Below are 25,598 nucleotides of genomic sequence, written 5' to 3'. Positions count from 1 at the left end.
GCGCACAGGGTTGCCCGGCGGTGGGTCACGCCTGGCGTCCCAGCTGAAATACCCCGACAAGAATCAGCGCAATACCCAGCCAGTGCTGTACGTCAACCGGCTCGTTGAACACATAGCGACCTGCCAGCGTGATCAGCACGAAGTTAACACCCAGCATCGGATACGCGATGCCAACGTCCAGGCGTTGCAACACCAGCAGCCAGACCAGCAGGCCCGACCCAAGGCAGGCCAGCGCCAGCCATAGCGAGCGCAGCGCTGCAAACACGCCGGGAAATGCGCCACGCCAGTCTTGTACCGCGTACTTCTGCGCGATCTGGCCCAGGCAGGTCAGCAGGCATGCGCTTGCCAGCATCAGCCAGGTCACGATGCGGACTTCTCGTAAACGAGGATGGCCAGGTTGCCTTCGTCATAGCGCTGACCATCCTTGGGAAGACTTTCGAGCTCTTTCAGTTCCTCATCGCTCTTGCCTCGCATGATGACGCCGACCCGGCCTTGGCTGCGGGCGTTCTTCATCCAGGCATCGATGTTCTGCAGGCGGACCTCACGGCCCTGCACATCCGGGTAGCCCAGGCCGTACTCCAGCTCGCCCCAGGTGTTGAACAGTGCAACATCAGGTCGTTTCAGGCGCCACGCCAATGCCGAGGCAGCGCCCAGATCGTTGCTCAGCAACTGCGTGCAGCCCGCCAGTTCGGCCTGGTGCGTGACCACGAACGGGTCGGGAGTCTTGTTGTTGATCACATCGTTTGGCAGTGCTGCGGGCAGCAATGCGATCAGCAACCAGCTGCCCAGTGCCGGTGTGGCCCAGAATGTCAGCGGGCGCAAGCCTTGCAGGGCGTTGGCGAGTGTCCATCCGAGAAGCACGATGACCGCCAGTGACAGATGCATCGGTTCGTTTTCGTAGACGGGCTGCTTGAGTTGCAGGTAGATCAACGCCACAAGCCCAAGAAAAGTGACGGTCGCGTTGAATATTCCGTTCGCGCGCAACGCTGTGCTGTGGCCTCGATCGAGGCGCTCGACCAGAGTGTTGGCCATCAGCAGCGCCAACGGCAGCAGGCACGGCAGTATGTAGGTCGGCAATTTGCCTTTGCTCAGGCTCAGAAACGCCAGTGGCAGCAGCAGCCACAGCAGCAAAAAGGCAATGTCAGGGCGGCTTTTTTCCTGCCATGCCTGTTTCAGTGTTAGCGGCAGCAGCAGTGCCCACGGCACACAGGCCGCCACCAGCAATGGCATATAGAACCACCAGGGCTGGGCATGCTGGGCATTGTCCCCGGCAAAGCGGCGAATATGCTCGTGCCAGAAGAAGTAACGCCAGTAGTCGGGCTCCTGCTCGTGGATCGCCAGTGCCCACGGCAGGCAGACGGCGATGGCAATCAATACCGCGAGCGGGCCGAATCTGAGCAACTCGGCCAGGCGTCGCTGGCACAGCATGTAGGGCAGGGCGATGATGACGGGCAGTGCCCAGGCGAGAAAGCCCTTGGTCATGAACCCTATCCCGCAGGCCACGCCGACTAACGCCCATGCCACCAGACGCGCTCGACGGACGCTGTGCACGGCGTACCAGAATGCCAGCAGTGTCACGTTGGTCCAGAAGGTGAATTGCGGATCAAGATTGGCGTAACCCGCTTGGCCGGCGACAAAGCCGAAGCTCATGAACAGCAAGGCGCTGGCGAACTGCTTGCGCGGGTCGTTCCAGATCTTGCCGGCCAGCAGATAGGCCAGCAGCACGCTCAAGCCGCTGGCCAGTGCCGACACAATGCGCACGCCGAACAGGTTCTCGCCAAAGACCTGCTGCCCGAGTGCAATCAGCCAGTAACCGGCAGCCGGTTTTTCGAAGTAACGCAGCCCCATGAAGTGCGGCGCAATCCAGTTGCCGCTGTAGAGCATTTCCTGGCTGATCTGCGCATAGCGGGTTTCATCGGGAATCCACAGGCCGTGAAAGCCCAGCGGCAGCAGATAAGCCAGCACGAACGCCAATAACAGCAGTACAAGATGACGATGCCTGACGTGCATCACTGCTGCACCCCCAGCCAGCCTTCGCGGCCGGGCAGGTGGCCGCGAACGATATGCCCGGAAGGCAACCGTTCGATAGCATCGGGCAGCAGATGGCCCAACGGCGCGAAGTGGATGCCCTGGGTATTGGCCCGCTTTAACAGTTGCCTGAAACCGTCGGCCATGATGATCCCTTCCACTTCGGCGTGAAGGGTGTAGACGTTGAGCTGTCGTGCAGCGAAGCGGCCGAGAATGTAGTCGTTGAACGCATCCGGCTTCAGGTGCGGGCCGATTACTTCATCGAAGGTCGGCAAGTCCACCGGAATCTGAGCGGTACCGAGGCTGCCGTCGGCCAGCAATGGGCGAAACAGGCTGGCGCCGCGGCAGTCACTGTTGTAACGAAAGCCAAACGCCTCTTTGGCCTGCACGACGCGCTGGTCGGCGCGCCAGCCTGCCGCCGCAGAGCAGACCACCGGGTGGCCGAGGATGTCGCTCAGGCAATCGACGCCGCGGTGTATCTGGGCGGTCAACTGTCTGTCGCTCCAGTGTCCGGCATTGGCTTGCCAGCCATGATGATCCCAGGCATGCAGGCCGATTTCGTGACCGGCATCCAGCGCGCGACGCATCAGCGGGCCGAGGTCCCGGCCGATCGGTTTGCCCGGCCATGCGGTGCCGGCCAGCAGAATATCCCAGCCATACAGGCTCGCCGCGTTGGAGCGAAGCATCTTCCAGAAGAACGTGGGCCTTACCAGGCGCCACAGATGGCGCCCCATGTTGTCGGGGCCGACACTGAAAAAGAAGGTCGCCTTGACCTGCGCTTCGTCGAGTATGTCCAGCAGCCTGGGCACGCCCTCAAGGGTGCCCCGGTACGTGTCGACATCGATTCTCAGGCCTGCCTGCATCAGCACTGATCCGCTTTTTCAGCCATGGCTTCGCGCAGAAAGAAATCCAGGGTTTTGCCGATGGTTTCGCTCAGCTCGATACCCGGCGTCCAGCCAATCAGCTTTTTGGCGTTGTCGATGCTCGGCGTGCGATGGCTGACATCCTGATAGCCCTTGCCATAGAAGGACTGGCTTTCGACTTCACGAAAGCCCGCGAAAGGCGGGAAATGGCCGCGCAACGGATGGGCCTCGAACTGGCGAAGCAGCTCTTCACCCAATTGACGGATGCTGGCTTCGTTGTCGGGGTTGCCGATGTTGATGATCTGTCCGTTACAGCGCCCATCGCGGTTTTCGATGATCCGCGCCAGCGCTTCGATGCCGTCGACGATATCGGTGAAACAGCGCTTCTGGGCGCCGCCGTCCACCAGGCGAATGGGCGTGCCTTCGACCAGGTGCAGGATCAGTTGGGTAATGGCCCGCGAACTGCCAATGCGCGCCGAATCCAGACGGTCCAGACGCGGTCCCATCCAGTTGAACGGGCGAAACAGGGTGAATTGCAGGCCTTTCTGCCCGTAGGCCCAGATCACCCGGTCCAGCAGTTGCTTGGACACCGAGTAGATCCAGCGCTGCTTGTTGATCGGGCCAACGATCAGGTTGGAGGTGTCCTCGTTGAAGTTTGCGTCCTGGCACATGCCATAGACTTCGGACGTGGACGGGAAAATCACACGCTTGTTGTACTTCACGCAGTAGCGGACGATCTTCAGGTTCTCTTCGAAATCCAGCTCGAAGACCCGCAGTGGATTGCGCGTGTATTCAATCGGCGTGGCGATAGCCACCAGCGGCAGCACAACATCGCACTTTTTGATGTGGTATTCGATCCACTCGGTGTGGATGCTGATGTCACCTTCGATGAAGTGAAAGTTCGGCTTGGCACGCAAGCGCTCGATGGCGTCCGAGCCGATATCCATGCCGTAGATTTCGTACCGGTCATCCTGCAGCAGACGCTCGGACAGGTGGTTGCCGATGAAACCGTTGACGCCGAGGATCAACACGCGGGTACGACGAACCGACCGGCGCTTTGCCTTATCGAGCAGTTGCGAGCCTGCTACCAGCCCGAATTCGCGTGCCAGTTGCTCACCACTGAGGTACAAGCCGTTGTCACCGCGTTGCCCTGCGGTGATGACCAGCGAACCCTCACCACAGGCAATACGCAACGGCTCGTGACTGATGACCGTGCCGGGCGCCTCGCCATTGCTGCTCGTGTCCACGCTGGCAGACCAGACAATCAGCTTGTTGTCGCCGACCGGGCAAAACGCGCCAGGGTAGGGCTGTGTTACCGCGCGGATCAGGTTATAGAGCTGAGTGGCTGGCAGCGACCAGTCGATCAAACCGTCGGCCGGGGTGCGCCGACCGAAATACGTCGCACGCGATTCATCCTGGGGCGTCGCTGGCAGTTGCCCTTGCGCCGCCAGCAGGGGCAGTGTCTCGCAGAGCAGGTCAGCGGCGGCGTCACGCAATTTGCCATGCAGCGTCAAGGCGGTATCGGTGGCACTGATCGAGACCCGCTGCTGGGCGACTATCGGCCCGGCATCGGCGCGTTTGACCATCTGATGCAGGGTAACGCCGGTTTCGCTTTCGCCGTTGACCAGCACCCAGTTGGCCGGCGCGCGTCCGCGATAACGCGGAAGCAGCGAGCCATGCAGGTTCAGTGCAGCTTTTTTCGCGCAGGCCAGCAACGAATCGCCGAGTAACTGGCGATAGTAGAAGGAGAAAATGAAGTCCGGCGCCAGTTTGCCGATGCGCTCTACCCATAGCGGGTGATTCGGGTCCTCGGGGGCATGCACCGCAATGCCGTGCCGGGCGCACAGCTGCGCCACGGAGCCAAAAAAGGTTTTTTCTTTGGGGTCGTCGGCATGGGTGAACACCGCCGCAATCTCATAGCCTGCATCCAGCAACGCTTGCAGGCCGACACAGCCAATATCGTGATAAGCGAAAACGACAGCTTTAGTGCTCATGGCGCGACCTTGTTCATATAGGGAGTTACAGAGGAATCAATGCTGTCGGTGGCAACCGGTGACGAGCTGCGCACGATTTTTTCGATGAAGAACCGCGGACGCGCACGCACATCGCTGTACATCCGGCCCAGGTATTCACCCAGCAGTCCCATGCCGATGAACTGCCCGCCGGTGAATACGAACAGCACGGCAAACAGCACGAACATGCCGTCCCCGGCCCATGACGCGCCGAAGATCAGGCGCAGAACGATCAGCAGCGCCGCGAACGAGACACCGAGCAACGCCATGCTGAAGCCGATGATGCTGAGCAGGCGCAGGGGCGTGGTGGTCATGCAGGTGATCAGGTCGAACATGAGGTTGATCAGACGCATCGGGCTGTATTTGGAGTCGCCGTGCTCGCGTTCGGCGTGATCGACCAGCACCTCGGTGGTGTGTCGCGCAAAACTGTTCGCCAGAATCGGAATGAACGTGCTGCGCTCCCGGCAGGCGAGCATGGCGTCGACAATCGTGCGTCGGTATGCGCGCAGCATGCAGCCGTAATCGTTCATGGCCACGCCGGTGGAGCGCTGCACGGCCAGGTTGATGAGTTTCGAGGGCCAGCGTCGCCAGGCGGAGTCCTGACGATTGCTGCGCACCGTGCCGACCACGTCGTACCCCTGTTCAGCGAGCTTTACCAGACGAGGGATTTCCTCGGGAGGATTCTGCAGGTCGGCATCGAGGGTGATGACCACGTCGCCCTGGCACTGCTCGAATCCGGCCATGATGGCGGCGTGCTGACCGTAATTTCGATTCAGGATCACTGCGACAAAGGGGCTGTCGGCGCGCTCGGCAGCCCGCTGGAGAATGTCTGCCGAGTCGTCGCGGCTGCCATCGTCGACCAGCACGATTTCGAAGCGGTGGTCGAGCTGTTCGCAGGCCGCTTCAGTACGGCTCAACAACTCTGGCAGGCTTTGTCGTTCGTTGTAGACAGGGATGACGATCGACACGAACTTGATCGGATACGGTTTCAATGGCTGGATTCCAGGGTCGATTCAATGGCACCGACAACCCGCTCGACATCATCGAGGCTCATGTCGGGAAACAGGGGTATGGAGCACAGCCTTGATGAATTCCATTCAGTGTCGGGCAGGCGTACATCCGGGAAACGCTTGCGGTAATAGCTGTGCAGGTGGGTCGCAATGAAGTGGATGCCGGTGCCGATATTTCGCGCTTGCAAGGCCTTCATGAAGGCATCGCGATCCAGCCCGCAGCGCTCGGGATCAATGCGCAGAATGAACAGGTGCCAAGCGTGTTGCTGGGCATACCGGGGCAGGGCGAGAGGCAGAACGGGGCTATTGGCCAGTCGTTCGAGGTAATGGCTGGCGAGCGCCTGGCGCTGTGCATTGATGGCGTCGAGGCGCTGCAACTGCACCCGCGCAATGCTCGCATTGATGTCGGCCAGGTTGTATTTGAAGCCAGGCTCCATGACCTCGGCCTGCGGTTTGCGACCCAGGGTCAGGCGATCGTAGGCATCGACACCCAGGCCATGGAATTTAAGCTGACGCACCCGATCAGCCAGCCGTGCATTGTCGGTGACCAGCATCGCGCCTTCGGCACAGGTCATGTTCTTGATCGCGTGAAACGAAAAGATCGCAGTGCCCTGCTGGCCGACCGGGCGTCCTTGGTAAGCAGTGCCGGCAGCATGCGCAGCGTCTTCGATCACGGTGATGCCGTGCCGGTCGGCCAGCGCATACAGCGGGTCAAGATCGAATGCCGCGCCTGCATAATGCACTGGCAGGATCGCCTTGGTCCGCGGAGTGATGGCCTGCTCTATCAACGCGGCGCTGGTCATCAGGGTGTCGCGGTCGACATCGACAAACACCGGAGTGGCTCCCAGCAGGCAGATCATATTGGCTGTCGACACCCAGGTTTGCGACGGCGTAATCACTTCATCGCCAGGCCCTACACCCAGCGCCAGCAGCGCAACGTGCATTGCCCCGGTGGCCGAAGACAATGCCACTGCATGCTGCGCGCCGACCCGCGCGGCGAACTCTTCCTCCAGCTTCTGACATTCCGGTCCGGTGGTGATCCATCCGGAACGCAGCACGCGCGTCACTGCAGCAATTTCTTCATCGCCAATGGACGGCCGTGAAAAGGCAAGAAAAGTTTGACTCATTTACAGAGACTCTCCGATTGAAGCAGCAGGGCCGAATATAAAAAAATCACACGACGAGTGCGCAAACATAGGTGCACGTGAGTGCCGTGAACTTAGGCGTTCAACTATGAAAATAATGTCCATGCGCTGTTGCTTTTTTGTATCGCCTGGCAGGCTGTCGAATCATAGAGTAGGGTGAAATTCAAACGCACGACAATGCTGTTAAGCGTCCATGTAGAATTATTAATCTGACGTTCAGGTTTCATCGAGCGCGTCATGAATAGACAGCATTAGTTCAGCTTGCTCATGATAATCATGAAAAGTTAAAGCGGATGATGCGTGTTGCAGTTGCAGGTTTTTTTAATGAAGTTTTCATGACCGAAAACGGGTTTTGTGTTGCTGGGCAGGGTCGAACCTGACCCCGGTCAGGTTGCTCGCAGACCATTTTCATTGGGGAGTATCGGCATTTTTCCCGGTTCTTTTACGAGGGGCTGCGCGTTCGCGTAAATCCCAGCTCAGAGGAACGACTGCACGAGTGCTATCAAGTGATATATATATAACCAAGCGGTATGACAGGGCTGTGTGGCGGAGAGCAACGTTGCTGATAATGGCCAGTTTGGCGCAGGCAAACATCAAGGTGTGAGTGGGCGTGTTATAGGGTCAAGACAGTTCGGCGCAAGCGTGCCGGTTGTTGTGGGGTGTTAAAGATTTACGTTGTATACCTTGCTTCCGTTCGCACCCCCCTGTGCGGGTCGGGTACAGAAGAAGTATTTAACCACGGGTTTAAAAATCGATACCTGCTCGACTGCAACTGCCAGATTTAGTGGGTGCATGAAAGCAAAGCGCCGCGCAGAGCGCCTTGGCATGTGGGAACACAGGGTGGGCTCGGATAACCCATGTCTCCTCGATTATCGGTCTCGCGAGTGCTACTGACCGGCACACCCCGTTCTGTCTAGTTCCGGCCAGAGATGTTAAATTGGTCGCCATGAACTTCTTCCGAACCCATTGCTCGCCCATTGCGTGGATACTGTACGCCGTTGTCCTGTTCAATGGGCTTGCGTGCAGCATCGGTCACGGCCAGATGATGGCCACTTTTGCCGGCACTGCAGCGGCTTCGGCTTCTCATGCCGGCCATGGGATGTCAGATATGCATGCCGGGCACCACACGATGCACATGTCCATGCACGACTCGTCCAGGAAGATGGACATGTCAGGCAGCATGAAGGCGCAGTCGGGAGAGTGCTCGTTTGCCGGAACACTGACGCTGGCGATGATTTTCTTCGTGGCGCTGGGCTGGCTGATCCGTGTCCGCCGTACTCGTTTTGCGTTGCCCGACCTCTGGCTCGGCAACCTGCCAAGGTATACCCTTCCGGGACTCAATCCACAGGCCCCTTAGTGCCCATCATGGACGTGTGAGTATCGCTCGCACGAACAGCCGATATTGTCTTTACAGCCTGCCGGAAGGTCATTCCGGCGGGGCGCGTTCATATGTTGGTGAGTCCCTATGTCTGCATCATTTTCAAGCCCGGAGCCACGGCCGTCCGGGGCGTTTGTCGCCTTTCTGAAAAGGCTCCATTTTTACATCGGCGTATTCGTCGGTCCGTTCATGCTGGTCGCGGCCTTGAGTGGCGTCGTCTATGCACTGACCCCGCAGATCGAGGATTCGCTCTACGCACGTGCGCTGCACACAGACAGCCGTGGCCCCGCCATGAGCTTGCAGGCTCAGATCCAGCGCGCGCAGGCATCGTCAGGTCCAGGCCTGAGCGTTGCAGCGGTGCGCCCGGCAGCCCGGGAAGGGGACACCACCCGGGTCATGTTCAGTGATTCGGGTTTTGGTCCGTCTGAGCATCGAGCGCTGTTCGTGGACCCGGTGAGTGGCGAAATTCGCGGCGACATGAAGGTCTACGGTACCAGTGGCGTATTACCGCTGCGCACCTGGATCGATCAGTTTCATCGAGGCCTTCTGCTGGGCGATGTCGGCAGGATCTACAGCGAACTGGCAGCGTCATGGCTGTGGGTGGCTGCGCTTGGTGGTCTGGTGCTGTGGGCGGTTCGCCGTCGTCGGCAGATTCGTGAACGCGGCAACGTGCGCCGCTGGCATGCAACCACCGGCGTGTGGCTGCTGCTGGGATTGCTGTTCTTCTCGGCCACCGGTTTGACATGGTCACAGTACGCTGGCGATAACATTGGCGTATTGCGTGCCTACTACGGCTGGTCGACGCCCAGTGTGGCCACCTCACTGGGCAAGTCGGCGGCGATGCCAATGTCTATGCCTATGGACGAGCACGCCGAGCATCATATGCACATGGCGCCGACGACACAGGCTACCGCGCTGGACCCTGCCTTGTTCGACAGTGTTCTGGCCAGAGCGCGTGCCGAACATATCGATGCCGCCAAGGTTGAAATCAGGCCCTCCGCGAGCAATGACAAGGCCTGGGTAGTCAGCGAGATAGATCGCAGTTGGCCGACGCAAGTGGATGCCGTGTCGATCAACCCGCAAACCCTGGAAGTGGTCGATCACGTCAGGTTTTCAGACTACTCGTTGCCCGCCAAGCTCACCCGCTGGGGCATCGATGCGCACATGGGCGTGTTGTTTGGTCTGGCCAATCAATTGGTGCTGGTGGTTTTCGCCAGTGGCCTGGCGGCCATGGTCGTCATGGGGTATGTGATGTGGTGGCGACGTCGTCCATCGCTTTCTCAGGCACGCAATCAGCAGGCAACGCTCTTGAGTCTCTGGCGCTCATTGAATCCGGGCGCGCAATGGGCGTTGATCCTGGTTGCACTGTTGACTGGCTTTGCGCTGCCCGTACTGGGTGTGAGTCTTCTGGGCTTTATCGTCCTGGACGCGCTACTGGACTATCGGCGCGCCGCGAGACCCTTGGTCGAAGGCAAGGTGTAAACCCCCGGGGTGACGCAACAGGCACCTGATCGGAGCATGGCTGAGTCTGTTCGCCATGCTGATGATCTTTGCCGGTCGCCTGATCAGTCAGGGGATCAGCCTTCCGCGGCAAAAGCCAGCCGATACATACGGCTGGCATGCACTACCGGTAGTTGATACCCGATTGCCCGGTACTGATGCGCGTACCCGCGTGCCCCTGGACGATCGCTTCAATGTCGGAAAGTGATCCGATAGCGGCAACTTTTCCCGTATGGCGGGCGAATTCGCAGGCGGCCTGAACCTTGGGCCCCATGGACCCCACAGCAAATCCCAATTTGTCCATTTCGTCAGGGTGCGCCTGACCGATTGCTTTCTGGGTTGGTTTGCCGAAATCAACGTAGGCGGCATTGACGTCAGTGGCGATCAACAGCAAATCACTTTCTAGTTCTTCAGCCAGCATTGCCGAGCACAGATCCTTGTCTATGACGGCCTCGACACCCTCCAGTTTGCCAGACGCGGTATAAATGGTCGGGATGCCGCCACCACCCGCGCAGATCACGATGCAGCCTTTCTCAAGCAGCCATTTGACAGGGCGAATTTCAAAGATGCGTTTAGGTCGTGGGCTGGCCACCACGCGTCGGTATTTATCACCATCCGGAGCGATGGCCCAGCCCTTTTCGGCAGCCAGTCGTTCAGCTTCGGCCTGGGTGTATACCGGGCCGACAGGTTTGCCTGGATTGTTGAAGGCGGGATCCGCCGGATCCACTTCGACCTGCGTGAGCAAGGTAGCGAAAGGCACCTCGAAGTCCAGCAGGTTGCCCAGTTCCTGTTCGATCATATAGCCGATCATGCCCTCCGTTTCGGCACCCAGTACGTCGAGCGGATAGGGCGAAACAGGCGTGTAGGCTGCCGCTTGCAGAGACAGCAAACCTACTTGCGGTCCGTTGCCGTGGGCGATGACCAGTTGATTACCCGGGTATATCCTGGCGATTTGTTCAGCGGCGACCCGGATATTGGCACGCTGGTTGTCCGCCGTCATGGGTTGACCACGGCGAAGCAGGGCGTTACCGCCCAGAGCTACGACAATACGCATAGTACAGTCCTGTAGGCGTTCGAAAGCCACTGCAGCATCGGCATCAAATGTGCGCTGCAGTTGGGCAGTCTGGTGGCAGAAAGAAGGCTGGCGCTTAAATATCGGCCAGTGCCGAGACCAGAATGGCCTTGATGGTGTGCATGCGGTTTTCCGCCTGCTCAAACGCGATATTGGCTGGCGACTCAAACACTTCCTCGGTCACTTCAACGCCGTTGGCCAGATTCGGATACCGGGTTGCGATGTCTTTACCGACTTTGGTTTCGCTGTTGTGAAATGCAGGCAGGCAATGCATGAACTTTACCCGCGGGTTGCCAGAGGCCTTCATCATCGCCGGGTTCACCTGATAGGGCAGCAATTGTCCAATACGCTCATCCCAGGCATCTACCGGCTCGCCCATGGATACCCAGATGTCGGTATGAATAAAGTCCACGCCTTTGACGGCTTGCAGCGGGTCTTCGGTAATCGTGATACGCGCGCCGCTTTCTTCGGCAAAGGCTTTGCACTGGGCAATAAAATCAGTGTGCGGCCAAAGGGCTGCAGGCGCCGCAATACGCACATCCATGCCCAGCTTGGCACCGATCATCAACAGCGAGTTGCCCATGTTGTAACGCGCATCGCCGAGGTAAGCGTAGCTGATCTCGTGCAGCGGTTTATCGCTGTGCTCGCGCATGGTGAGTACGTCTGCGATCATCTGCGTAGGGTGAAACTCGGCGGTCAGACCATTGAACACCGGGACACCGGCAAAGTGAGCCAGCTCTTCGACGATGTCCTGTGCAAACCCTCGGTACTCGATGGCATCAAACATCCGCCCCAGTACGCGAGCGGTGTCTTTCATGCTTTCCTTGTGGCCGATTTGCGAGGACACAGGGTCGATATAAGTGACGTGAGCCCCCTGATCGTGGGCGGCGACCTCAAATGCACAACGGGTGCGCGTTGAGGTTTTCTCGAATATCAGCGCTATGTTCTTGCCCTTCAAGTGCTGACGCTCGGTGCCTGTATATTTGGCACGTTTGAGATCTCGGGACAGGTCCAAAAGGTACAGCAGCTCGCGAGGAGTGTGGTGCATGAGCGAGAGCAGGCTGCGGTTACGCATGTTGAAAGCCATGGTGGATATCCTCAATCTGGACTGACGGTTTGCAGGCGGCTTTAAAACCGCATCACAGTGACCGGGTTTAATAATCGATAGCGTCGCGAATGATCGGGCACGTCATGCAATGGCCGCCGCCCCGGCCTCGGCCGAGTTCACTGGCACTGATGGTGATGACTTCCACTCCTGCCTTGCGCAACAGTGTGTTGGTGTAGGTATTTCGGTCGTATCCGATGACGACGCCAGGCTCCAGCGCCACAACGTTATTGCCGTCATCCCACTGCTCGCGTTCGGCGGCAAAGCTATTGCCTCCCGTTTCCACCACGCGCAGTGCCTTGAGGTTGAGCGCTTTGGCAACCGTGTCCAGGAACGTGCCTTCTTCGCGGCGTATATCAATACCACCGGGCTTTTTCTCGTCCGGGCGAAGGCTAAACGCGACGATCTGATTCACTACTTCCGGAAATACCGTGACCAGGTCGCGATCGCAAAAACTGAACACCGTATCCAGATGCATTGCCGCGCGGGATTTAGGCAGACCGGCGACAATCACACGCTCTACCGCGTTGTGCTTGAAAAGGCGCGTTGCCAGCTGGCCGATAGCCTGGTGGGATGAGCGCTCGCCCATGCCGATCAAAACGACGCCATTGCCGATCGGCATGACATCACCCCCCTCAAGGGTTGCATTGGCGTGATCCTGATCCGGGTCGCCGTACCAGATCTCGAAGTCGGCTCTCGTGAATTGAGGGTGAAACGTGTAGATAGCCGTCGCCAGCAAGGTTTCCTGGCGACGGGCCGGCCAGTACATAGGGTTCAGCGTCACACCGCCATAAATCCAGCAGGTGGTGTCACGCGTAAATTGGGTGTTCGGTAGCGGCGGGAGGATAAAACTTGAATGGCCAACAAACTCGCGCAACATCTGAATGGCCTGGCCCCCGAAACTGTCCGGCAAGTCATCAGCCGAAACGCCGCCGATCAGAAACTCGGCGATCTTGCGCGGCTCCAGGCTACGTAGCCAGGCAGCGACTTCATTGACCAGACCCAGGCCAACCGAGTTGGCAGTGATTTTGCGTTCAAGAATCCAGTCAAGTGCTTCAGGCATCGCGACAATGTCAGTCAGCAGGTTGTGCATTTCCAGCACATCGATATTGCGTTCGCGCATTTTGGTGACAAAGTCGAAATGATCGCGCTTGGCCTGGGCCACCCATAGCACATCATCGAACAATAGCGCGTCGCAGTTATAAGGGGTCAGTCGCTGATGAGCCAGACCCGGCGAGCACACCAGTACTTTCCGGAGTTTTCCGCATTCGGAATGGACGCCGTATTTAACATTTTCGGTGAGCATTGAGATCATCCTTTAAACATCAAGCCGCCAAGGCTTTAGAGGGTAAGGAAGCCGTCATATAGCCCATATGCCGCTATAAGCGCGCCTATAAGAACGGCAACGAACATCATGTTTTCCAGGTGGGTGAACACCGGTTTTTTTGCCTCGAGTTTGGCCTTCGCGAAAAGGATCACACCGGGGGCGTAGAGGAGGGCAGAGAGCAACAGGTATTTGACGCCGCCGGCGTATATCAGCCAAACGGCATAAAGAAGCGCGACGGCCGCGATGAACAGATCTTTCCGGCGCTCGCGTCTGGCGTTTTCATAACCTTCACCTCTTATCGCCAGGCGCAGGGCATAAGCGGCAGACCACAGATAAGGAATCAGGATCATCGACGTGGCCAGGTAGATCAGCGACAGGTAAGTACTGGACGAGAAGAGGGTGATGACCAGGAAAACCTGCACCATCGCGTTAGTCAGCCACAGCGCATTGGCAGGCACATGATTGGCATTTTCGCGGCTTAGAAACTCGGGCATTGTATGGTCTTTAGCGGCAGCGAACATTATTTCGGCGCAGAGCAACACCCATGACAGCAAAGCCCCAAGCAGCGAAATGATCAGCCCTACACTGATCAGCGCAGCCCCCCACGGACCCACTATATGTTCTAGCACAGCCGCCATTGACGGGTTTTGCAGTTTGGCCAGTTCCGGTTGGGTCATGACCCCCAGTGATAATACGTTCACCAGGACCAGCAACAGCAATACGGTAATGAAACCGATGACCGTCGCCTTGCCGACATCACTGCGTTTTCTGGCCCGAGCAGAAAAGATACTGGCACCTTCAATACCGATGAATACCCATACCGTCACCAGCATCATATGGCGAACCTGGTTCATCACGCTGCCCATGTCCGGTTTTTCCAAGCCCCAGATGTCAGTCGTAAAAATATCCAGTTTGAATGCAAAGACTGCGATCAATACGAATAAAATGAGCGGCACCACTTTGGCAACGGTCGTCACCAGATTGATAGATGCTGCTTCCTGAATGCCGCGTAAAACCAAAAAATGCACGCCCCAGAGCAACACCGATGCACCGATCATTGCCGCAAGCGTATTGCCCTCTCCAAAAACAGGGAAAAAATAGCCCAGCGTACTGAATAACAGTACGAAGTAACCCACATTGCCCAGCCATGCGCTGATCCAGTACCCCCACGCGGACGAGAAGCCCATGTAGTCGCCGAAACCGGCCTTGGCGTAAGCGTAGACACCGCCGTCCAGATCGGGCTTGCGATTCGCCAGCGTTTGAAAAACGAACGCCAGCGTCAGCATGCCAATTGCGGTGATGGCCCAGCCAATCAGCACAGCACCTACTTCGGCACTGGCGGCCATATTCTGTGGCAGGGAAAAGATTCCTCCACCAATCATCGAGCCAACCACCAGAGCGACTAAAGCACCCAATTTCAGTTTTCCAGGGGGCGTCGACATTAATGGCTCCGGCAGAGTGGGATATCAGGTGCAGTATGACGATGTTATTTTTGATGCGCCTGATATAAATCAAACGTTCGTCGGTGTGCGAAAGATACATCCATCCATTTAAATACTATTTGAACATAAAGCCAGGTTTGTCCATGCGTCCGGATGGTCAAGTTCACAGTGGATTATTTTTTTGCAGCCCCGGCCTTTTCAGGATAAAGATTGATTCAGGTCAAATGAAGCCTTAAAAAAAGGCACACACTTCTGGAAACAAAATCCATCACACACGCAATCGACTGTTTAACTCAGTCCTCCCGTCTCAGCAAATATAAACAGAGCGAACAATCGTTGCAGGCGTGCACGCTGCTTGACGAACAGTTCATAGCGTCTGTTGTTTGAGGGTCACCTCCATGACGTTTCGAAGTGGGCATACCGGCTAAACGATAGACCGCCCTCGTACCTGCGATAGCGGAAACAACGAGCAGTCAAGACTATGAAGCTAAAATCACTGCAGGCACGCATTTGTATAACGGCAGGCTTGTGCCTGTTTGTTTCATCTGCCAGCTTGGTTGCCTATGGGTTATTCACGTCTCAAACCAATGAACAGTATGTTTCTGACGAGGTGGCAGTTCTTATCGAACACTCCACTGTTCGCGAAATTCAGAACCTGGCTGAATCGCGGGCAAACGCCATTCAGGCCAAGCTGCAAAATGCACTTGAAGCCGCTCGCACCATGGCCAGCACGTTTGCTGCAAGCAAAGCTTCGCAGAGCCCGTTAATGTTGGGGCGTGAGCAGATTAATAGCGTCCTGCTAAGCGTTTTGAAAGACAATCCAGAATTCAACGGCACTTATTCATGCTGGGAGCAGGACGCGCTGGATGGAAAGGATCTGACATCCAGAGACGCTCAGGACGGTAGTAATCCTTTGACAGGGCGTTTCACGCCTTACTGGACACGTAGCCCGGATGGTCGTGTTGCGGTGCAGCCTTTGGTTGAGTACGACTCACAAGACAGCCATCCTAACGGCGTTCCCAAAGGCGGGTGGTACCAAGGCCCGAAATCGACGCTGAAAGAAAGCGTACTGGACCCGATTCCTTATGTTGTACAAGGGAACAAAGTCTGGCTTGCGACGTTGTCGGTACCCATAGTAGCCAACGGAACGTTTTACGGCGTCGTCGGCGCCGACTTCGACATTGCCTTCATTCAAAAGCTGAGTGAGCAAATGTCGACCGAACTTTACGGAGGCAAAGGTTCAGTGACCATCCTGAGTAACCAAGGGCTTGTGGTCGCTGACAGTCAACGTGCAGAGCTTATCGGCCAGCCGATGAAGACCTTGTTTGCTGATTCATGGGAAAAGGTCTTGAGTGACATTCAAGGTGGCCGTAGCGAAAGCTTACTCAATCAGAAAACCCAGACGTTCGAAGTACTTATGCCCATTCAGCTTGGACGCACGGGCAAGCCATGGGCCGTTTTCATCCGCCTGCCCAAAGCGGTGGTGATGAGCCAGGCCATTACGCTGGAGCACGAATTACAAGCGCGCAGTGTGAATAATAGTATCTGGCAAGTCTCGGTGGGCTTGACCATCTTGCTGTTGGCTCTGACAGCGTTGTGGTTTGCTGCGGCTAAAATCGTAGGTCCGATAAGGGAGGCTGCCGCACTGGCCGCGAATATCAGCCTTGGCGACTTTTCCAGGCGTCTGGTTCAGCGATCCGAGGACGAAGTCGGGCAATTATCATTTGCGCTAAACGATATGTCTGACAGCTTGCAGCGCCAGGTCAGGGTCGCCGAGCGAATTTCCGAGGGCGATCTGGACCTGGATGTCAGGCTGTCGTCACCCAACGATACGCTCGGAAAATCACTGGAGAAAATGGTCAGCAATCTGAACAACCTGATATCCGAGGTGCAGGTCAGCGCCACTCAGATTACCGGCAGTTCCGAGCAGGTTACGGATCTCAGCCAGTCGCTGTCGGACGGCGCAGCAAACTCTGCATCCTCGATCACCGAGATCAGCGCGGTCATGACGCAAATGGCCGCTCAAACGTCGGACAATGCGGTCAACGCCAAAAAAGCCGATGAGCAATCGCAGGCTTCACGAGCCGACGCTGGAGAAAGTGACAAGCTGATGACTGAGCTTATTTCCGCGATGACGGAAATTGATAACTCAGGCAAGGACATCACCGCGATAATCACCACCATCGACAATATTGCAGCACAGACCAACCTCCTGGCGCTGAACGCGGCGATCGAAGCGGCGAGAGCAGGGGAGCTTGGGCGTGGTTTTGCAGTGGTGGCTGACGAGGTACGCTCTCTGGCGGCACGCAGCGCGGAGGCAGCCAAGCAGACCGCAACACTGATTGCCGACTCTTCTACCAAAACGCAGCGCGGGATGATCATTGCCGGCAGAACGGCCGAATCACTGAAAAATATCGTGAGTGGAACCAGTGCAGTCTCAAGCCTGGTTTCTCTGATCTATCAGGCATCCAGTGAGCAGGCGTCTGGCCTGCAACAGGCCAGCCTCGGGCTTGAACAGATTGATGAGGTGACGCAACAAAATCAGTCCAACTCCCGAGACTGTGCAGCTTCCGCAAAAGACCTCTCGGTCAGGGCGTCTCTCATGCAGCGTGAGTTAAGTCGCTTTAAAGTAAAAAAACCATCGCTACTTTGAACGGATTCGCTCACTGCGCACGATCGTTCACCGCCTGCCAAGCGCTAGAGGCCTCGCTTAATAAGCTGCGACCGTTCCGTCCTTCCTCGGATCGGTCCCGCCCACGTAGCCATGCGCGGTGCGCTGAATAATCTGCGCACCGCCGAAGGCAAACACGCCGCTCGGCTCTTCGACATCGATATCGTGGCCCTTTGCACGCAGTGCTTTCACCACTTCGGGGTCAAACGCACGCTCCACGGCGACTTTCAGACCGGCTTCGATTCTCCAGCGCGGTGCGTCGGCAGCGGCTTGCGGGTTCTGTTTGTAGCGCAGGATGCGCATCATCATCTGCAAATGACCCTGCGCCTGCATCGGGCCGCCCATCAAACCGAAGGACATCAGCGGCGTGCCGTCGGCATTCATGACAAAACCGGGGATGATGGTGTGGAACGGGCGTTTGCGCGGCGCGACGTAATTGACGTGTTGCGGATCCAGCGAGAAGCCCGCGCCACGGTTCTGCATGCTGATGCCCGTACCGGGTACAACCACACCCGAACCGAAGCCCATGTAGTTGGACTGGATGAACGAGATCATCATGCCGCTTTCGTCCGCTGCCGAGAGGTACACCGTGCCGCCCGGTTTTGGCGAGCCGTGCCCGGGATTGGCGGCCTGATCGGTGATCAGGCCAGCGCGCTCTGTCAGGTACGCCTTGCCCAGCAAATCGGCTGAGGGCACGCGCATGTGCTCGCTGTCGGCGACATGTTCGTCGAGGTCGGCCAAGGCCAGTTTCATTGCTTCCAGCACCGGGTGAACCGTCTCAAGGCTGTCCACCGGGTGTTCACCGACGCCGAGTGCTTCGAGCATGGTCAGGCCGGCCAAGGTGGCAATGCCCTGGCCATTTGGCGGGAGTTCGTGCACCACAGCGCCTGCGTAGGGCACCGACAGGGTGTCGATCCAGTCCACGGTGTGCGTCGCCAGGTCGTCGAGGCTCATCACGCTGCCATTGGCGTTGGCATGGGCGATGATGGTTTGCGCCAGTTCGCCGCGATAGAACGCTTCGCCTTTGGTCTGCGCGATCAGTTCCAGCGTGCGGGCGTGATCCTTGAGCCGGATTTTTTCTCCGGCCATAGGGGCCTTGCCACCCGGCATGAAGCACTCGGCAAAGCCCGGTTGGTCTTTGAGCAGATGCGCGCCGCGTTTCCACAACTCGGCGATGATCGGCGTGACCTGATAGCCGTCGCGGGCGTAGCCAATCGCCGGTTCGGCCAGGGTCGCGAAGGGCAGTTTGCCGTAGCGCGCTGACAGTTCCACCCAGGCCGATACCGCACCTGGCACGCTGACCGCAGGCCAGCCGCGTTGCGGCATCTGGCTCTGGCCTTCGAAGTATTCCGGTGTCCAGGCTTGTGGCGCGCGGCCGGACGCGTTCAAGCCTTGCAGCTTGCTGCCGTCCCAGACGATGGCGAAGGCATCGCTGCCGATTCCGCAGCCGGTGGGCTCGACCACTGTCAGCACCATGGCCGCGGCGATGGCGGCGTCGACCGCGTTACCGCCACGGCGCAGCATGTCCAGCCCGGCCTGAGCGGCCAATGGCTGAGAGCAGGCGACCATGTTGTTACCCATCACCGGCGAGCGGGCCGACGCGTACGGTTGGTTGTAATCCAGATCATCGAACATAAGCGTTTCTCTTTGGCAGAAGACGAAAGGTTTAGCCCTTGGGGTCCAGCGCATCGCGCAGGCCGTCACCCAGCAGGTTGAAACACAGGACCGTGATGTAGATCGCCACGCCAGGCGCAATCGACATCCACGGAGCCTGCTCCATGAAATTCTTCGCAGTATTGAGCATCGAGCCCCAGGACGGCGACGGCGGTTGCTGGCCCAGGCCGAGGAACGACAGGCTGGCTTCAGCCAGAATCGCCGAGGCGATGGTCAGCGTTGCCTGCACGACCAATGGCGACATCACGTTGGGCAGCACATAACGCAGGATGATCCAGCGATCCGGCAGACCAATGGCGCGGGCACCTTCGAGGTAATCCTCGTGCTTGATCGACAGCACCTGGCCGCGGGTCAGCCGGGCAAAGATCGGCATCGCGGACAGGCCGATGGCGATCATCGCGTTGGTCAGGCTGGGGCCGAGAAAGGCGCCCAAAGCGATGGCCAGCACCAGAAACGGGCAGGACAGCAGCGCTTCCATGACCTGCGAAATGATCATGTCCAGCTTGCCGCCAAAGTACCCGGCCAACAGACCCAGAGGCACGCCGATGAACATGGCGATGGCCACCGAAACACCACCGGCCAGCAGTGAACTGCGGGCGCCATACAGCAAGCGTGAGAACAGATCGCGTCCCAGTTCGTCGGTGCCCATCCAGTAGATCAATGAGGGGGCCTTGCGTACGGCGAGGAAGTTGGCTTTGAGCGGATCATGCGGCGCAATCCAGGGCGCCAGAACCGCCGCCAGGACAAACAGCAGCAACACCGCCGCGCCAAGTACCGCGCCTTTGTTGGCAAGGAATTTCTTCAGAAAAGGCGAGCGACTGCGGGGCAGGATCGCGCTGTGCGGGAGGCTGGCAATAGCGGTCATCAGGCAGTCCTCAGACGTGGGTTGATCAGGCGATAAAGCACGTCGGCCAGCAGGTTCAACATCAGGAAGCCAATCGCGACACACAACACCACGCCTTGCACCACGGCGTAGTCGCGGTTGAACACGGCGTCGACGATCATTTTGCCGAACCCCGGGATGCTGAATACCTGTTCGGTCAGCACCGCACCGCCGAGCAACTCGCCGAACAGCAGCGTCGTGAGTGTGACGATAGGCATCAGCGCGTTGCGCAACGCATGCTTGAGAATGACTGTACGGGGGAATAACCCCTTGGCCCGGGCGGTGCGGACGTAGTCAGTGCGCAGTACTTCCAGCATGGCGCTGCGGGTGTGGCGCATGAGAATCCCCGAAAGCCCGGCACCCAAGACGAACGCTGGCAGGATCAGGGTCTTCAGGTTTTGCCCGAAGTCCTCACCCATCGGCACAAAGCCGGAGGCGGGCAGCCACTGCAGTTTCACCGCAAACACCATGATCAGCAGAATGCCCAGCCAGAAGTGCGGAATGGAAATCCCCGACAGCGCCACCACGTTGGCCCCGTAATCCACGGCGGTGCCTTTGCGCACCGCCGAAATGATCCCGGTGGGAATGCCGATCAACAGCGCAATCAGCAGGGCCAGCACCGCCAGTTCGATAGTCACCGGCAGTTTCGACGCCAGCAGCGTGGTTACCGCTTGTTCGGTGCGCAGCGATGTGCCGAGGTCGCCGGTCAGCACGTTGCCGACCCAGTTCAGGTACTGCAAGGGGATCGGGTCATCGAGCCGGTATTTGTCGCGCAGGTATTCCATGACTGCCGGATCGCGCTCTTCCCCGGCCATGGCCAGCACCGGGTCACCCGGCAGCAGCTTCTGCAGGGTGAAGACGAACAGCGAAACCAGAATCAGCGTCGGTATCGAGCTGAGCAGGCGTCGCAGGATGAACATCAGCATACCGGAACCTCGCAGGTGCGCCCGTTAGTCATGGCTTGAACGCGACATTGTTCAGACGAATCAGACCGTCCGGGTTAGGGACAAAACCGGTCACGTTGTTACGCATGGCAATGATTCGCGGGTCGAAATACAGGTAGGCGGTGGGTACTTCATTGGCCAGCAAGCGCAGCGCGTCGTTGTACAGCGCCTGGCGTTGTGCAACGTCGTTCACGGTGCGCGCCTTGTTGAGCAGTTCGTCGAGCCTGGCGTTGCAGTACTTGCCGTCGTTCTGGCCGCCTTTGCAGGTCACGAACTGATGGATGTCGCCATCCGGATCAGGACGACCCGACCAGGCGCTCATGCCGATCTGGAAGTTGCCACTCGCCTGTTCGCTGAGCATCGTCGCGTATTCCGTGGCAATCAGGTTGACCTTGAAGCCCGCTTCTTCAGCCATGGCCTGAATGATCTGCCCGACCTGTTGCGCGATGGGGTTGTTGGCCACTTTCAGGTCCACCGCCAATGGCAGTTTCACGCCGGCCTGCGCCAGCAGCGCCTTGCTTTTCTCGATATCGCGAGCAGGGATCGGCAGTTCCTTGTCGTAATACGGGCTGTTTTTCGGGAACGGCTGAGCGCTTGGTGCGTACAGACCCTCGAACACCACCTGATTAATGGCATCGCGGTCGATGGACAGCTCAAACGCCTTGCGTACGCGCTTGTCCTTGCCCATCGGCGAGTTGGCTTTTTCACCATTGCCGATGTTGAACATCAGTTGCATGTAGCCCAGGCCCGGTGTGTTGTAGATCGCCAGCTTGCTGTCGCCCTTGACGGTTTTCACATCGGTTGGCGCCACGCGCTCGATGATGTCCAGATCGCCGGAGCGCAGGTTGGCCAGGCGCACCGAGGTGTCCGGAATCGGCAGGAACACCACTTTGTCGAAGTGATAAGCCTGTTTATTCCAGTAGTTGTCAAAACGCTCCAGTACGATTCGATCCTGCTGCACGCGCTGCACGAATTTGTAAGGGCCGGAGCAGACCGGGTTGGAGGCGAACTCACCTTGCGCGGCTTTCGGCGCGAGCATCATCCCGGCACGGTCCGACAGTTGCGAAACCAGCGTGGCATCGGCTTGCTTGAGCTTGATGGCGACAGTTTTTGCGTCAATTACCTCGACGCTGTCCACCGAGGCCAGCTCGCTTTTGCGCAGGGAGTCGGGGAGGGTGCGGGCGCGATCAAGGTTGAACTTCACCGAGGCGGCATCAAAAGGTTCGCCATCGTGGTACGTCACGCCTTCGCGCAACGTCATGGTCAGGGTTTTACCGTCTTCGCTCCAGTTCCAGGCGGTGGCCAGTTGCGGCGAGTAGGTCAGGTCCGGGTTGACGTCCACCAGTTTGTCGCACAGCGCGGTGTAGACCAGGCGGCCGGAGTAGGTGCGCGAACGGTGCGGATCCAGCACATCGGGATCGTCCTGAATACCGATGCGCAACGTCGACTCGGCAAAGGCAGCGTTGGCGGCCAGCAATAACAATGTTCCTGTCACGACGCGTGCGATTTTCATGGCTGGCTCTCCACTGCAAGGGATTGATGGTGCTTGAACAGATTCAGGCGCTGGGTGTAGGCAGCGCTGGGTGTCGGAAGGATCAGCGTGGCGCTGCCTGCGTTGGCGATTTCACGCCAGAAGTGGCAGGCGACCTGGCGTTCGGCCTCGACCGTTTCCATGACCGGCGCAGCCTCCTTGCACAGCGCACGAGCGTGCGGGCAACGGGTATGAAAGCGGCAGCCTGAAGGCGGGCGGCTGGGGCTGGGCATATCGCCGCCGAGTAACGGACGCGGCTGGCGCAGGTCAGGGTGGCTGACCGGCACGGCGGCCATCAACGCCTGGGTATAAGGGTGCAAGGGGTTTTCGAACAGCGCGTCGACCGGCGCCAGTTCGACGATTTCACCCAGGTACATCACCGCCACGCGGTCGCTCATGTGGCGAATCACGGCCAGGCCATGGGCAACAATCACCAGAGTCAGGCCGAATTGATGCTTGAGGTCTTCGAGCAGGTTGACCACTTGCGCCTGCACCGAAACGTCCAGCGCCGAGACCGGCTCGTCACCGAGGATCAGGCGCGGCTCGGAAGCCAGTGCGCGGGCAATGCCGATGCGCTGGCGTTGGCCACCGGAGAATTCATGGGGATGCCGACCACCGTGTTCAGGAGCAAGGCCTACGGTGCGCAGTAACTCGGCGACTCTTTCCTGACGGTCGCTGCGGCTGGCCTGACTGTGTAGCCAGATGGGTTCGCCAACGATGGATTCCACGGTCATGCGTGGATTCAGCGAGGCGAACGGGTCCTGAAAGATGATCTGCAGGTCACGGCGTACCTGGCGCAGCTTTTCCGGTGTCAGGTTGGCGAGGTTGCGGCCCTCGTAGATCACGTCACCCGCAGTCGGTTGCAGCAGGTTGAGCAGCAGGCGGCCAAGGGTGGATTTGCCCGAGCCGGACTCGCCTACCAACGCCAGCGTCTCGCCCTTGCGGACTGACAGGTTGACCTCATTGACGGCCTGTACCGGCGGCTTCTTCCGCTGCAAAAGGCCGCTTTCCACGGCAAAGTGCTTGCTCAGGCCGATGCCTTCGAGAATGGGCTTCTGCACGTTGCTGTCGGGGCTTGGGCGCCCGGCGATATCTCGTTCGGAAAGGTTCACGCACTGACTCCCACATGCTGTTCCAAAGGCGCCCGGATGCACGCGGCGAAGTGTCCGGGAGACAACTCAAGCAGCGGCGGGCGTTCGTCTCGGCATTGCTGGATCACGAACGGGCAGCGCCCGGCGAAGCGGCAACCGCTGGGCATTTCTGCCGGTGTCGGCACCCGGCCGTTAATCGTCGCCAGGCAGCCTTCACGAGGGCCGATCGAGGGCATCGAGCCCATCAGGCCGATGGTGTAGGGATGTTGCGGATCGTCGAACAGGGTTTTCACCGGGCCGCTTTCCACGACGCGTCCGGCGTACATGACCATGACCTCATCGGCGACTTCGGCGACTACGCCCAAATCGTGGGTGATCAGAATCATCGCCGTGCCGGTCTCGGTCTGCAGGTTGGCGATCAGCGAAAGGATTTGCGCCTGAATGGTCACGTCCAGCGCGGTGGTCGGTTCGTCGGCAATGATCAGCGCCGGGTCATTGGCCAGCGCCATGGCAATCATGGCCCGTTGCCGCATGCCACCCGAGAGTTCATGCGGGTAGGCGTCCAGCCGCTGGCGAGCGTCCGGCACGCGGACCTTTTCCAGCATCTCTAGCGCGCGCTGGCGGGCTGCCTTGTCTGAGAGGCCTTGATGACGCATCACACTTTCAGCGATCTGCTCGCCGATGGTGAAGACCGGATTGAGGGAGGTCATCGGCTCCTGGAAGATCATCGCCATACGGTTACCGCGCACGTCCAGCAAGCGCTCTTCGGACATGCCCAGCAAGGCTTCATCTATCAGCAGCGAATCGCTGGCGCCTACCTTGGCCGTGGTCGGCAACAGGCCCATCAGGCCCATGGAGGTCACGCTCTTGCCGCAGCCGGACTCGCCGACGATAGCCAGGGTCTTGCCACGCTTGACGGAAAACGACACGCCGTCGACAACATTGGCGGGCGCACCGGCAAAGCGGACGGTCAGGTCGCTGGCGCTGAGCACCGTGCCGTCGCCGTTTTCTGTGAGGTGGGCAGTGGCGCTCATAGGCTGGCCTCCAGGTCTTGGTTGATAACGGTGTTCAGGGCCTGTTGCAGCGCACGTAGATGGCCGCGCATGGCAGTGGCGGCCTTGATCGGATCGCGGCTTTCAATGGCGCTGACGATGTCGTCGTGATCGTGGCTGTAGGTGTCGAGGCGGTCGGCATTGCGCGCCCGGTGACGCAAGTCGCGCCAGGCGGGGTCCAGACGGATCGCATCGAGCATTTCGAAGATGTCCAGCATCAGTCGATTACCCGCCGCTTCGGCAATGGCGCGGTGCAGGGCGCTGTCCCACAGCTCGATGCCTTCGGCATCGGTCTGCTCGGCGACCTGCTGGCGAGTAGTGCGCTCTGCAAGGCGGCGCAGAATCGCCATCTGCTCACCATTGGCCCGTACCGCGGCCAATGAGGCGAGTGCCGGCTCCAGATGCAGGCGCGCTTCCATGACCTCGGTGAAATTGGTCCGCCCGGAAAGCCGCGCGAAGCTCATGGCGGCGCTGGGGGGTGTAGGTCCGACAAAGGTCCCTTTACCTTGCCGGCGCCAGACCTGGCCTTCGGCTTCCAGCACCGACAGGGCGCGACGAACTGCCCGTCGGCTGACCCCGAAATCGGCCGCCAGATCCCGCTCGGTAGGCAATGCCCGCTGGGGGAAGGCTGCATGCTGGGCAACGATCTGGCGCAACGCATCCAGCGCCAGTTTCGAAGAGTTGTCGATGGGAATGTCAGGGTCGAACCTTTGCATCGTGGTACTCGCGCCAGACCGGAAAAAGAGGCCCTGAACTGCCCGCAGGCAGGGTTTCCAGGCAACAGGGCTGGTGCAAGAGCGATGCCAATGAAAATTGGTTCGGTCAATTTTGCCCGGCAATATGGCCAGCGAAGGCTGCGGATCAAGCCTG

20 protein-coding genes and 1 pseudogene are annotated in these 25,598 nt (G+C 58.9%); 4 read left to right on the top strand and 17 right to left on the bottom strand.

The window, feature by feature from the left end; genetic code table 11:
- Positions 1-25: 25 nt before the first annotated feature.
- Genes arnE through arnB form a run of 6 tightly spaced genes read right to left on the bottom strand, consistent with a single transcriptional unit; the run spans position 26 to position 7,040 of the window.
- The gene (arnE, locus tag KUIN1_RS13935; RefSeq protein WP_024642178.1) at positions 26-364 is read right to left on the bottom strand and encodes a 4-amino-4-deoxy-L-arabinose-phosphoundecaprenol flippase subunit ArnE; all 339 of its coding nucleotides are present in this window, start codon (positions 362-364) and stop codon (positions 26-28) included.
- Positions 361-2,010, bottom strand: coding sequence for a lipid IV(A) 4-amino-4-deoxy-L-arabinosyltransferase (gene arnT / locus KUIN1_RS13930; protein ID WP_172980057.1), 1,650 nt, complete (start codon positions 2,008-2,010; stop codon positions 361-363). Before arnT ends, arnE begins: the two co-directional genes overlap by 4 nt.
- The gene (arnD, locus tag KUIN1_RS13925; protein WP_024638149.1) at positions 2,010-2,891 is read right to left on the bottom strand and encodes a 4-deoxy-4-formamido-L-arabinose-phosphoundecaprenol deformylase; all 882 of its coding nucleotides are present in this window, start codon (positions 2,889-2,891) and stop codon (positions 2,010-2,012) included. The genes arnT and arnD overlap by 1 nt, the downstream gene beginning before the upstream one ends.
- Positions 2,891-4,885 (bottom strand): bifunctional UDP-4-amino-4-deoxy-L-arabinose formyltransferase/UDP-glucuronic acid oxidase ArnA, encoded by a 1,995-nt coding sequence (gene arnA / locus KUIN1_RS13920; RefSeq protein ID WP_152092049.1) that lies wholly within the window; start codon positions 4,883-4,885, stop codon positions 2,891-2,893. Before arnA ends, arnD begins: the two co-directional genes overlap by 1 nt.
- Positions 4,882-5,895, bottom strand: a complete 1,014-nt coding sequence (gene arnC, locus KUIN1_RS13915; RefSeq protein WP_024638151.1) for an undecaprenyl-phosphate 4-deoxy-4-formamido-L-arabinose transferase — start codon at positions 5,893-5,895, stop codon at positions 4,882-4,884. The genes arnA and arnC overlap by 4 nt, the downstream gene beginning before the upstream one ends.
- Entirely contained in the window at positions 5,892-7,040 is a 1,149-nt protein-coding gene (arnB, locus tag KUIN1_RS13910) for a UDP-4-amino-4-deoxy-L-arabinose aminotransferase (RefSeq protein WP_111522557.1), read from the bottom strand. Before arnB ends, arnC begins: the two co-directional genes overlap by 4 nt.
- A 1,186-nt stretch (positions 7,041-8,226) precedes the next feature.
- Here arnB and KUIN1_RS28700 point away from each other — a divergent pair.
- Both KUIN1_RS28700 and KUIN1_RS13900 read left to right on the top strand, forming a co-directional pair.
- Positions 8,227-8,415: a hypothetical protein gene (locus KUIN1_RS28700; protein ID WP_225651238.1), complete on the top strand. Its 189-nt coding sequence runs from the start codon at positions 8,227-8,229 to the stop codon at positions 8,413-8,415.
- Between the two features lie 108 nt (positions 8,416-8,523).
- The gene (locus KUIN1_RS13900; protein ID WP_152092048.1) at positions 8,524-9,918 is read left to right on the top strand and encodes a PepSY-associated TM helix domain-containing protein; all 1,395 of its coding nucleotides are present in this window, start codon (positions 8,524-8,526) and stop codon (positions 9,916-9,918) included.
- A 142-nt stretch (positions 9,919-10,060) separates the two neighbouring features.
- On the opposite strand, the gene arcC is transcribed toward KUIN1_RS13900, so the two are convergent.
- The 4 genes from arcC to arcD form a co-directional block, all read right to left on the bottom strand.
- Positions 10,061-10,990, bottom strand: a complete 930-nt coding sequence (arcC, locus tag KUIN1_RS13890) for a carbamate kinase (RefSeq protein WP_152092047.1) — start codon at positions 10,988-10,990, stop codon at positions 10,061-10,063.
- Between the two features lie 94 nt (positions 10,991-11,084).
- Entirely contained in the window at positions 11,085-12,095 is a 1,011-nt protein-coding gene (locus KUIN1_RS13885; RefSeq protein WP_011267886.1) for an ornithine carbamoyltransferase, read from the bottom strand.
- Between the two features lie 67 nt (positions 12,096-12,162).
- On the bottom strand, positions 12,163-13,419 hold the full coding sequence (arcA, locus tag KUIN1_RS13880) for an arginine deiminase (protein ID WP_152092046.1): 1,257 nt from the start codon (positions 13,417-13,419) through the stop codon (positions 12,163-12,165).
- Between the two features lie 35 nt (positions 13,420-13,454).
- On the bottom strand, positions 13,455-14,882 hold the full coding sequence (gene arcD / locus KUIN1_RS13875; RefSeq protein WP_152092045.1) for an arginine-ornithine antiporter: 1,428 nt from the start codon (positions 14,880-14,882) through the stop codon (positions 13,455-13,457).
- Positions 14,883-15,363: 481 nt separating this feature from the next.
- Here arcD and KUIN1_RS28695 point away from each other — a divergent pair.
- Together KUIN1_RS28695 and KUIN1_RS28690 are read left to right on the top strand one after the other, a co-directional pair.
- Positions 15,364-16,626, top strand: a pseudogene (locus KUIN1_RS28695) (PDC sensor domain-containing protein); the annotation flags it as partial.
- Positions 16,621-17,535 (top strand): methyl-accepting chemotaxis protein, encoded by a 915-nt coding sequence (locus KUIN1_RS28690; RefSeq protein WP_442963291.1) that lies wholly within the window; start codon positions 16,621-16,623, stop codon positions 17,533-17,535. The pseudogene KUIN1_RS28695 and the gene KUIN1_RS28690, both read left to right, overlap by 6 nt.
- Positions 17,536-17,592: 57 nt before the next feature.
- On the opposite strand, the gene KUIN1_RS13865 is transcribed toward KUIN1_RS28690, so the two are convergent.
- From KUIN1_RS13865 to KUIN1_RS13835, 7 genes are read right to left on the bottom strand one after another with little or no spacing between them, the layout of a single operon-like run.
- A complete protein-coding gene (locus KUIN1_RS13865) occupies positions 17,593-19,188 on the bottom strand; it encodes a gamma-glutamyltransferase family protein (protein WP_172980056.1) in 1,596 nt (531 codons plus the stop codon).
- A 31-nt stretch (positions 19,189-19,219) separates the two neighbouring features.
- Entirely contained in the window at positions 19,220-20,092 is an 873-nt protein-coding gene (locus KUIN1_RS13860) for an ABC transporter permease (protein WP_003401131.1), read from the bottom strand.
- Entirely contained in the window at positions 20,092-21,036 is a 945-nt protein-coding gene (locus KUIN1_RS13855) for an ABC transporter permease (protein WP_011267881.1), read from the bottom strand. Before KUIN1_RS13855 ends, KUIN1_RS13860 begins: the two co-directional genes overlap by 1 nt.
- A 28-nt stretch (positions 21,037-21,064) precedes the next feature.
- Positions 21,065-22,567 (bottom strand): ABC transporter substrate-binding protein, encoded by a 1,503-nt coding sequence (locus tag KUIN1_RS13850; RefSeq protein WP_152092042.1) that lies wholly within the window; start codon positions 22,565-22,567, stop codon positions 21,065-21,067.
- A complete protein-coding gene (locus KUIN1_RS13845) occupies positions 22,564-23,697 on the bottom strand; it encodes an ABC transporter ATP-binding protein (RefSeq protein ID WP_024651963.1) in 1,134 nt (377 codons plus the stop codon). Before KUIN1_RS13845 ends, KUIN1_RS13850 begins: the two co-directional genes overlap by 4 nt.
- Entirely contained in the window at positions 23,694-24,710 is a 1,017-nt protein-coding gene (locus tag KUIN1_RS13840; protein WP_152092041.1) for an ABC transporter ATP-binding protein, read from the bottom strand. Before KUIN1_RS13840 ends, KUIN1_RS13845 begins: the two co-directional genes overlap by 4 nt.
- Complete coding sequence (locus KUIN1_RS13835) at positions 24,707-25,444, bottom strand: FadR/GntR family transcriptional regulator (RefSeq protein WP_003401136.1); 738 nt, start codon at positions 25,442-25,444, stop codon at positions 24,707-24,709. The genes KUIN1_RS13840 and KUIN1_RS13835 overlap by 4 nt, the downstream gene beginning before the upstream one ends.
- Positions 25,445-25,598 lie beyond the last annotated feature (154 nt).

It is taken from the genome of Pseudomonas sp. KUIN-1 (assembly GCF_009176725.1).
Lineage (GTDB): Bacteria > Pseudomonadota > Gammaproteobacteria > Pseudomonadales > Pseudomonadaceae > Aquipseudomonas > Aquipseudomonas fragariae.
This window is presented reverse-complemented; position numbering and strand designations above follow the sequence as displayed.

Excerpts from the sequence above, each read along its gene's own strand:
- arnB (WP_111522557.1), bottom strand. The coding sequence starts at position 7,040 with ATGAGTCAAACTTTTCTTGCCTTTTCACGGCCGTCCATTGGCGATGAA.
- KUIN1_RS13855 (WP_011267881.1), bottom strand. The coding sequence starts at position 21,036 with ATGCTGATGTTCATCCTGCGACGCCTGCTCAGCTCGATACCGACGCTG.
- KUIN1_RS13835 (WP_003401136.1), bottom strand. The coding sequence starts at position 25,444 with ATGCAAAGGTTCGACCCTGACATTCCCATCGACAACTCTTCGAAACTG.
- KUIN1_RS13860 (WP_003401131.1), bottom strand. The coding sequence starts at position 20,092 with ATGACCGCTATTGCCAGCCTCCCGCACAGCGCGATCCTGCCCCGCAGT.
- KUIN1_RS13850 (WP_152092042.1), bottom strand. The coding sequence starts at position 22,567 with ATGAAAATCGCACGCGTCGTGACAGGAACATTGTTATTGCTGGCCGCC.
- arcD (WP_152092045.1), bottom strand. The coding sequence starts at position 14,882 with ATGTCGACGCCCCCTGGAAAACTGAAATTGGGTGCTTTAGTCGCTCTG.
- arcC (WP_152092047.1), bottom strand. The coding sequence starts at position 10,990 with ATGCGTATTGTCGTAGCTCTGGGCGGTAACGCCCTGCTTCGCCGTGGT.
- arnT (WP_172980057.1), bottom strand. The coding sequence starts at position 2,010 with ATGCACGTCAGGCATCGTCATCTTGTACTGCTGTTATTGGCGTTCGTG.
- KUIN1_RS13885 (WP_011267886.1), bottom strand. The coding sequence starts at position 12,095 with ATGGCTTTCAACATGCGTAACCGCAGCCTGCTCTCGCTCATGCACCAC.
- KUIN1_RS13900 (WP_152092048.1), top strand. The coding sequence starts at position 8,524 with ATGTCTGCATCATTTTCAAGCCCGGAGCCACGGCCGTCCGGGGCGTTT.
- arcA (WP_152092046.1), bottom strand. The coding sequence starts at position 13,419 with ATGCTCACCGAAAATGTTAAATACGGCGTCCATTCCGAATGCGGAAAA.
- KUIN1_RS13865 (WP_172980056.1), bottom strand. The coding sequence starts at position 19,188 with ATGTTCGATGATCTGGATTACAACCAACCGTACGCGTCGGCCCGCTCG.
- arnD (WP_024638149.1), bottom strand. The coding sequence starts at position 2,891 with ATGCAGGCAGGCCTGAGAATCGATGTCGACACGTACCGGGGCACCCTT.
- KUIN1_RS28690 (WP_442963291.1), top strand. The coding sequence starts at position 16,621 with ATGTCTGACAGCTTGCAGCGCCAGGTCAGGGTCGCCGAGCGAATTTCC.
- KUIN1_RS13840 (WP_152092041.1), bottom strand. The coding sequence starts at position 24,710 with ATGAGCGCCACTGCCCACCTCACAGAAAACGGCGACGGCACGGTGCTC.
- KUIN1_RS28700 (WP_225651238.1), top strand. The coding sequence starts at position 8,227 with ATGTCAGGCAGCATGAAGGCGCAGTCGGGAGAGTGCTCGTTTGCCGGA.
- arnA (WP_152092049.1), bottom strand. The coding sequence starts at position 4,885 with ATGAGCACTAAAGCTGTCGTTTTCGCTTATCACGATATTGGCTGTGTC.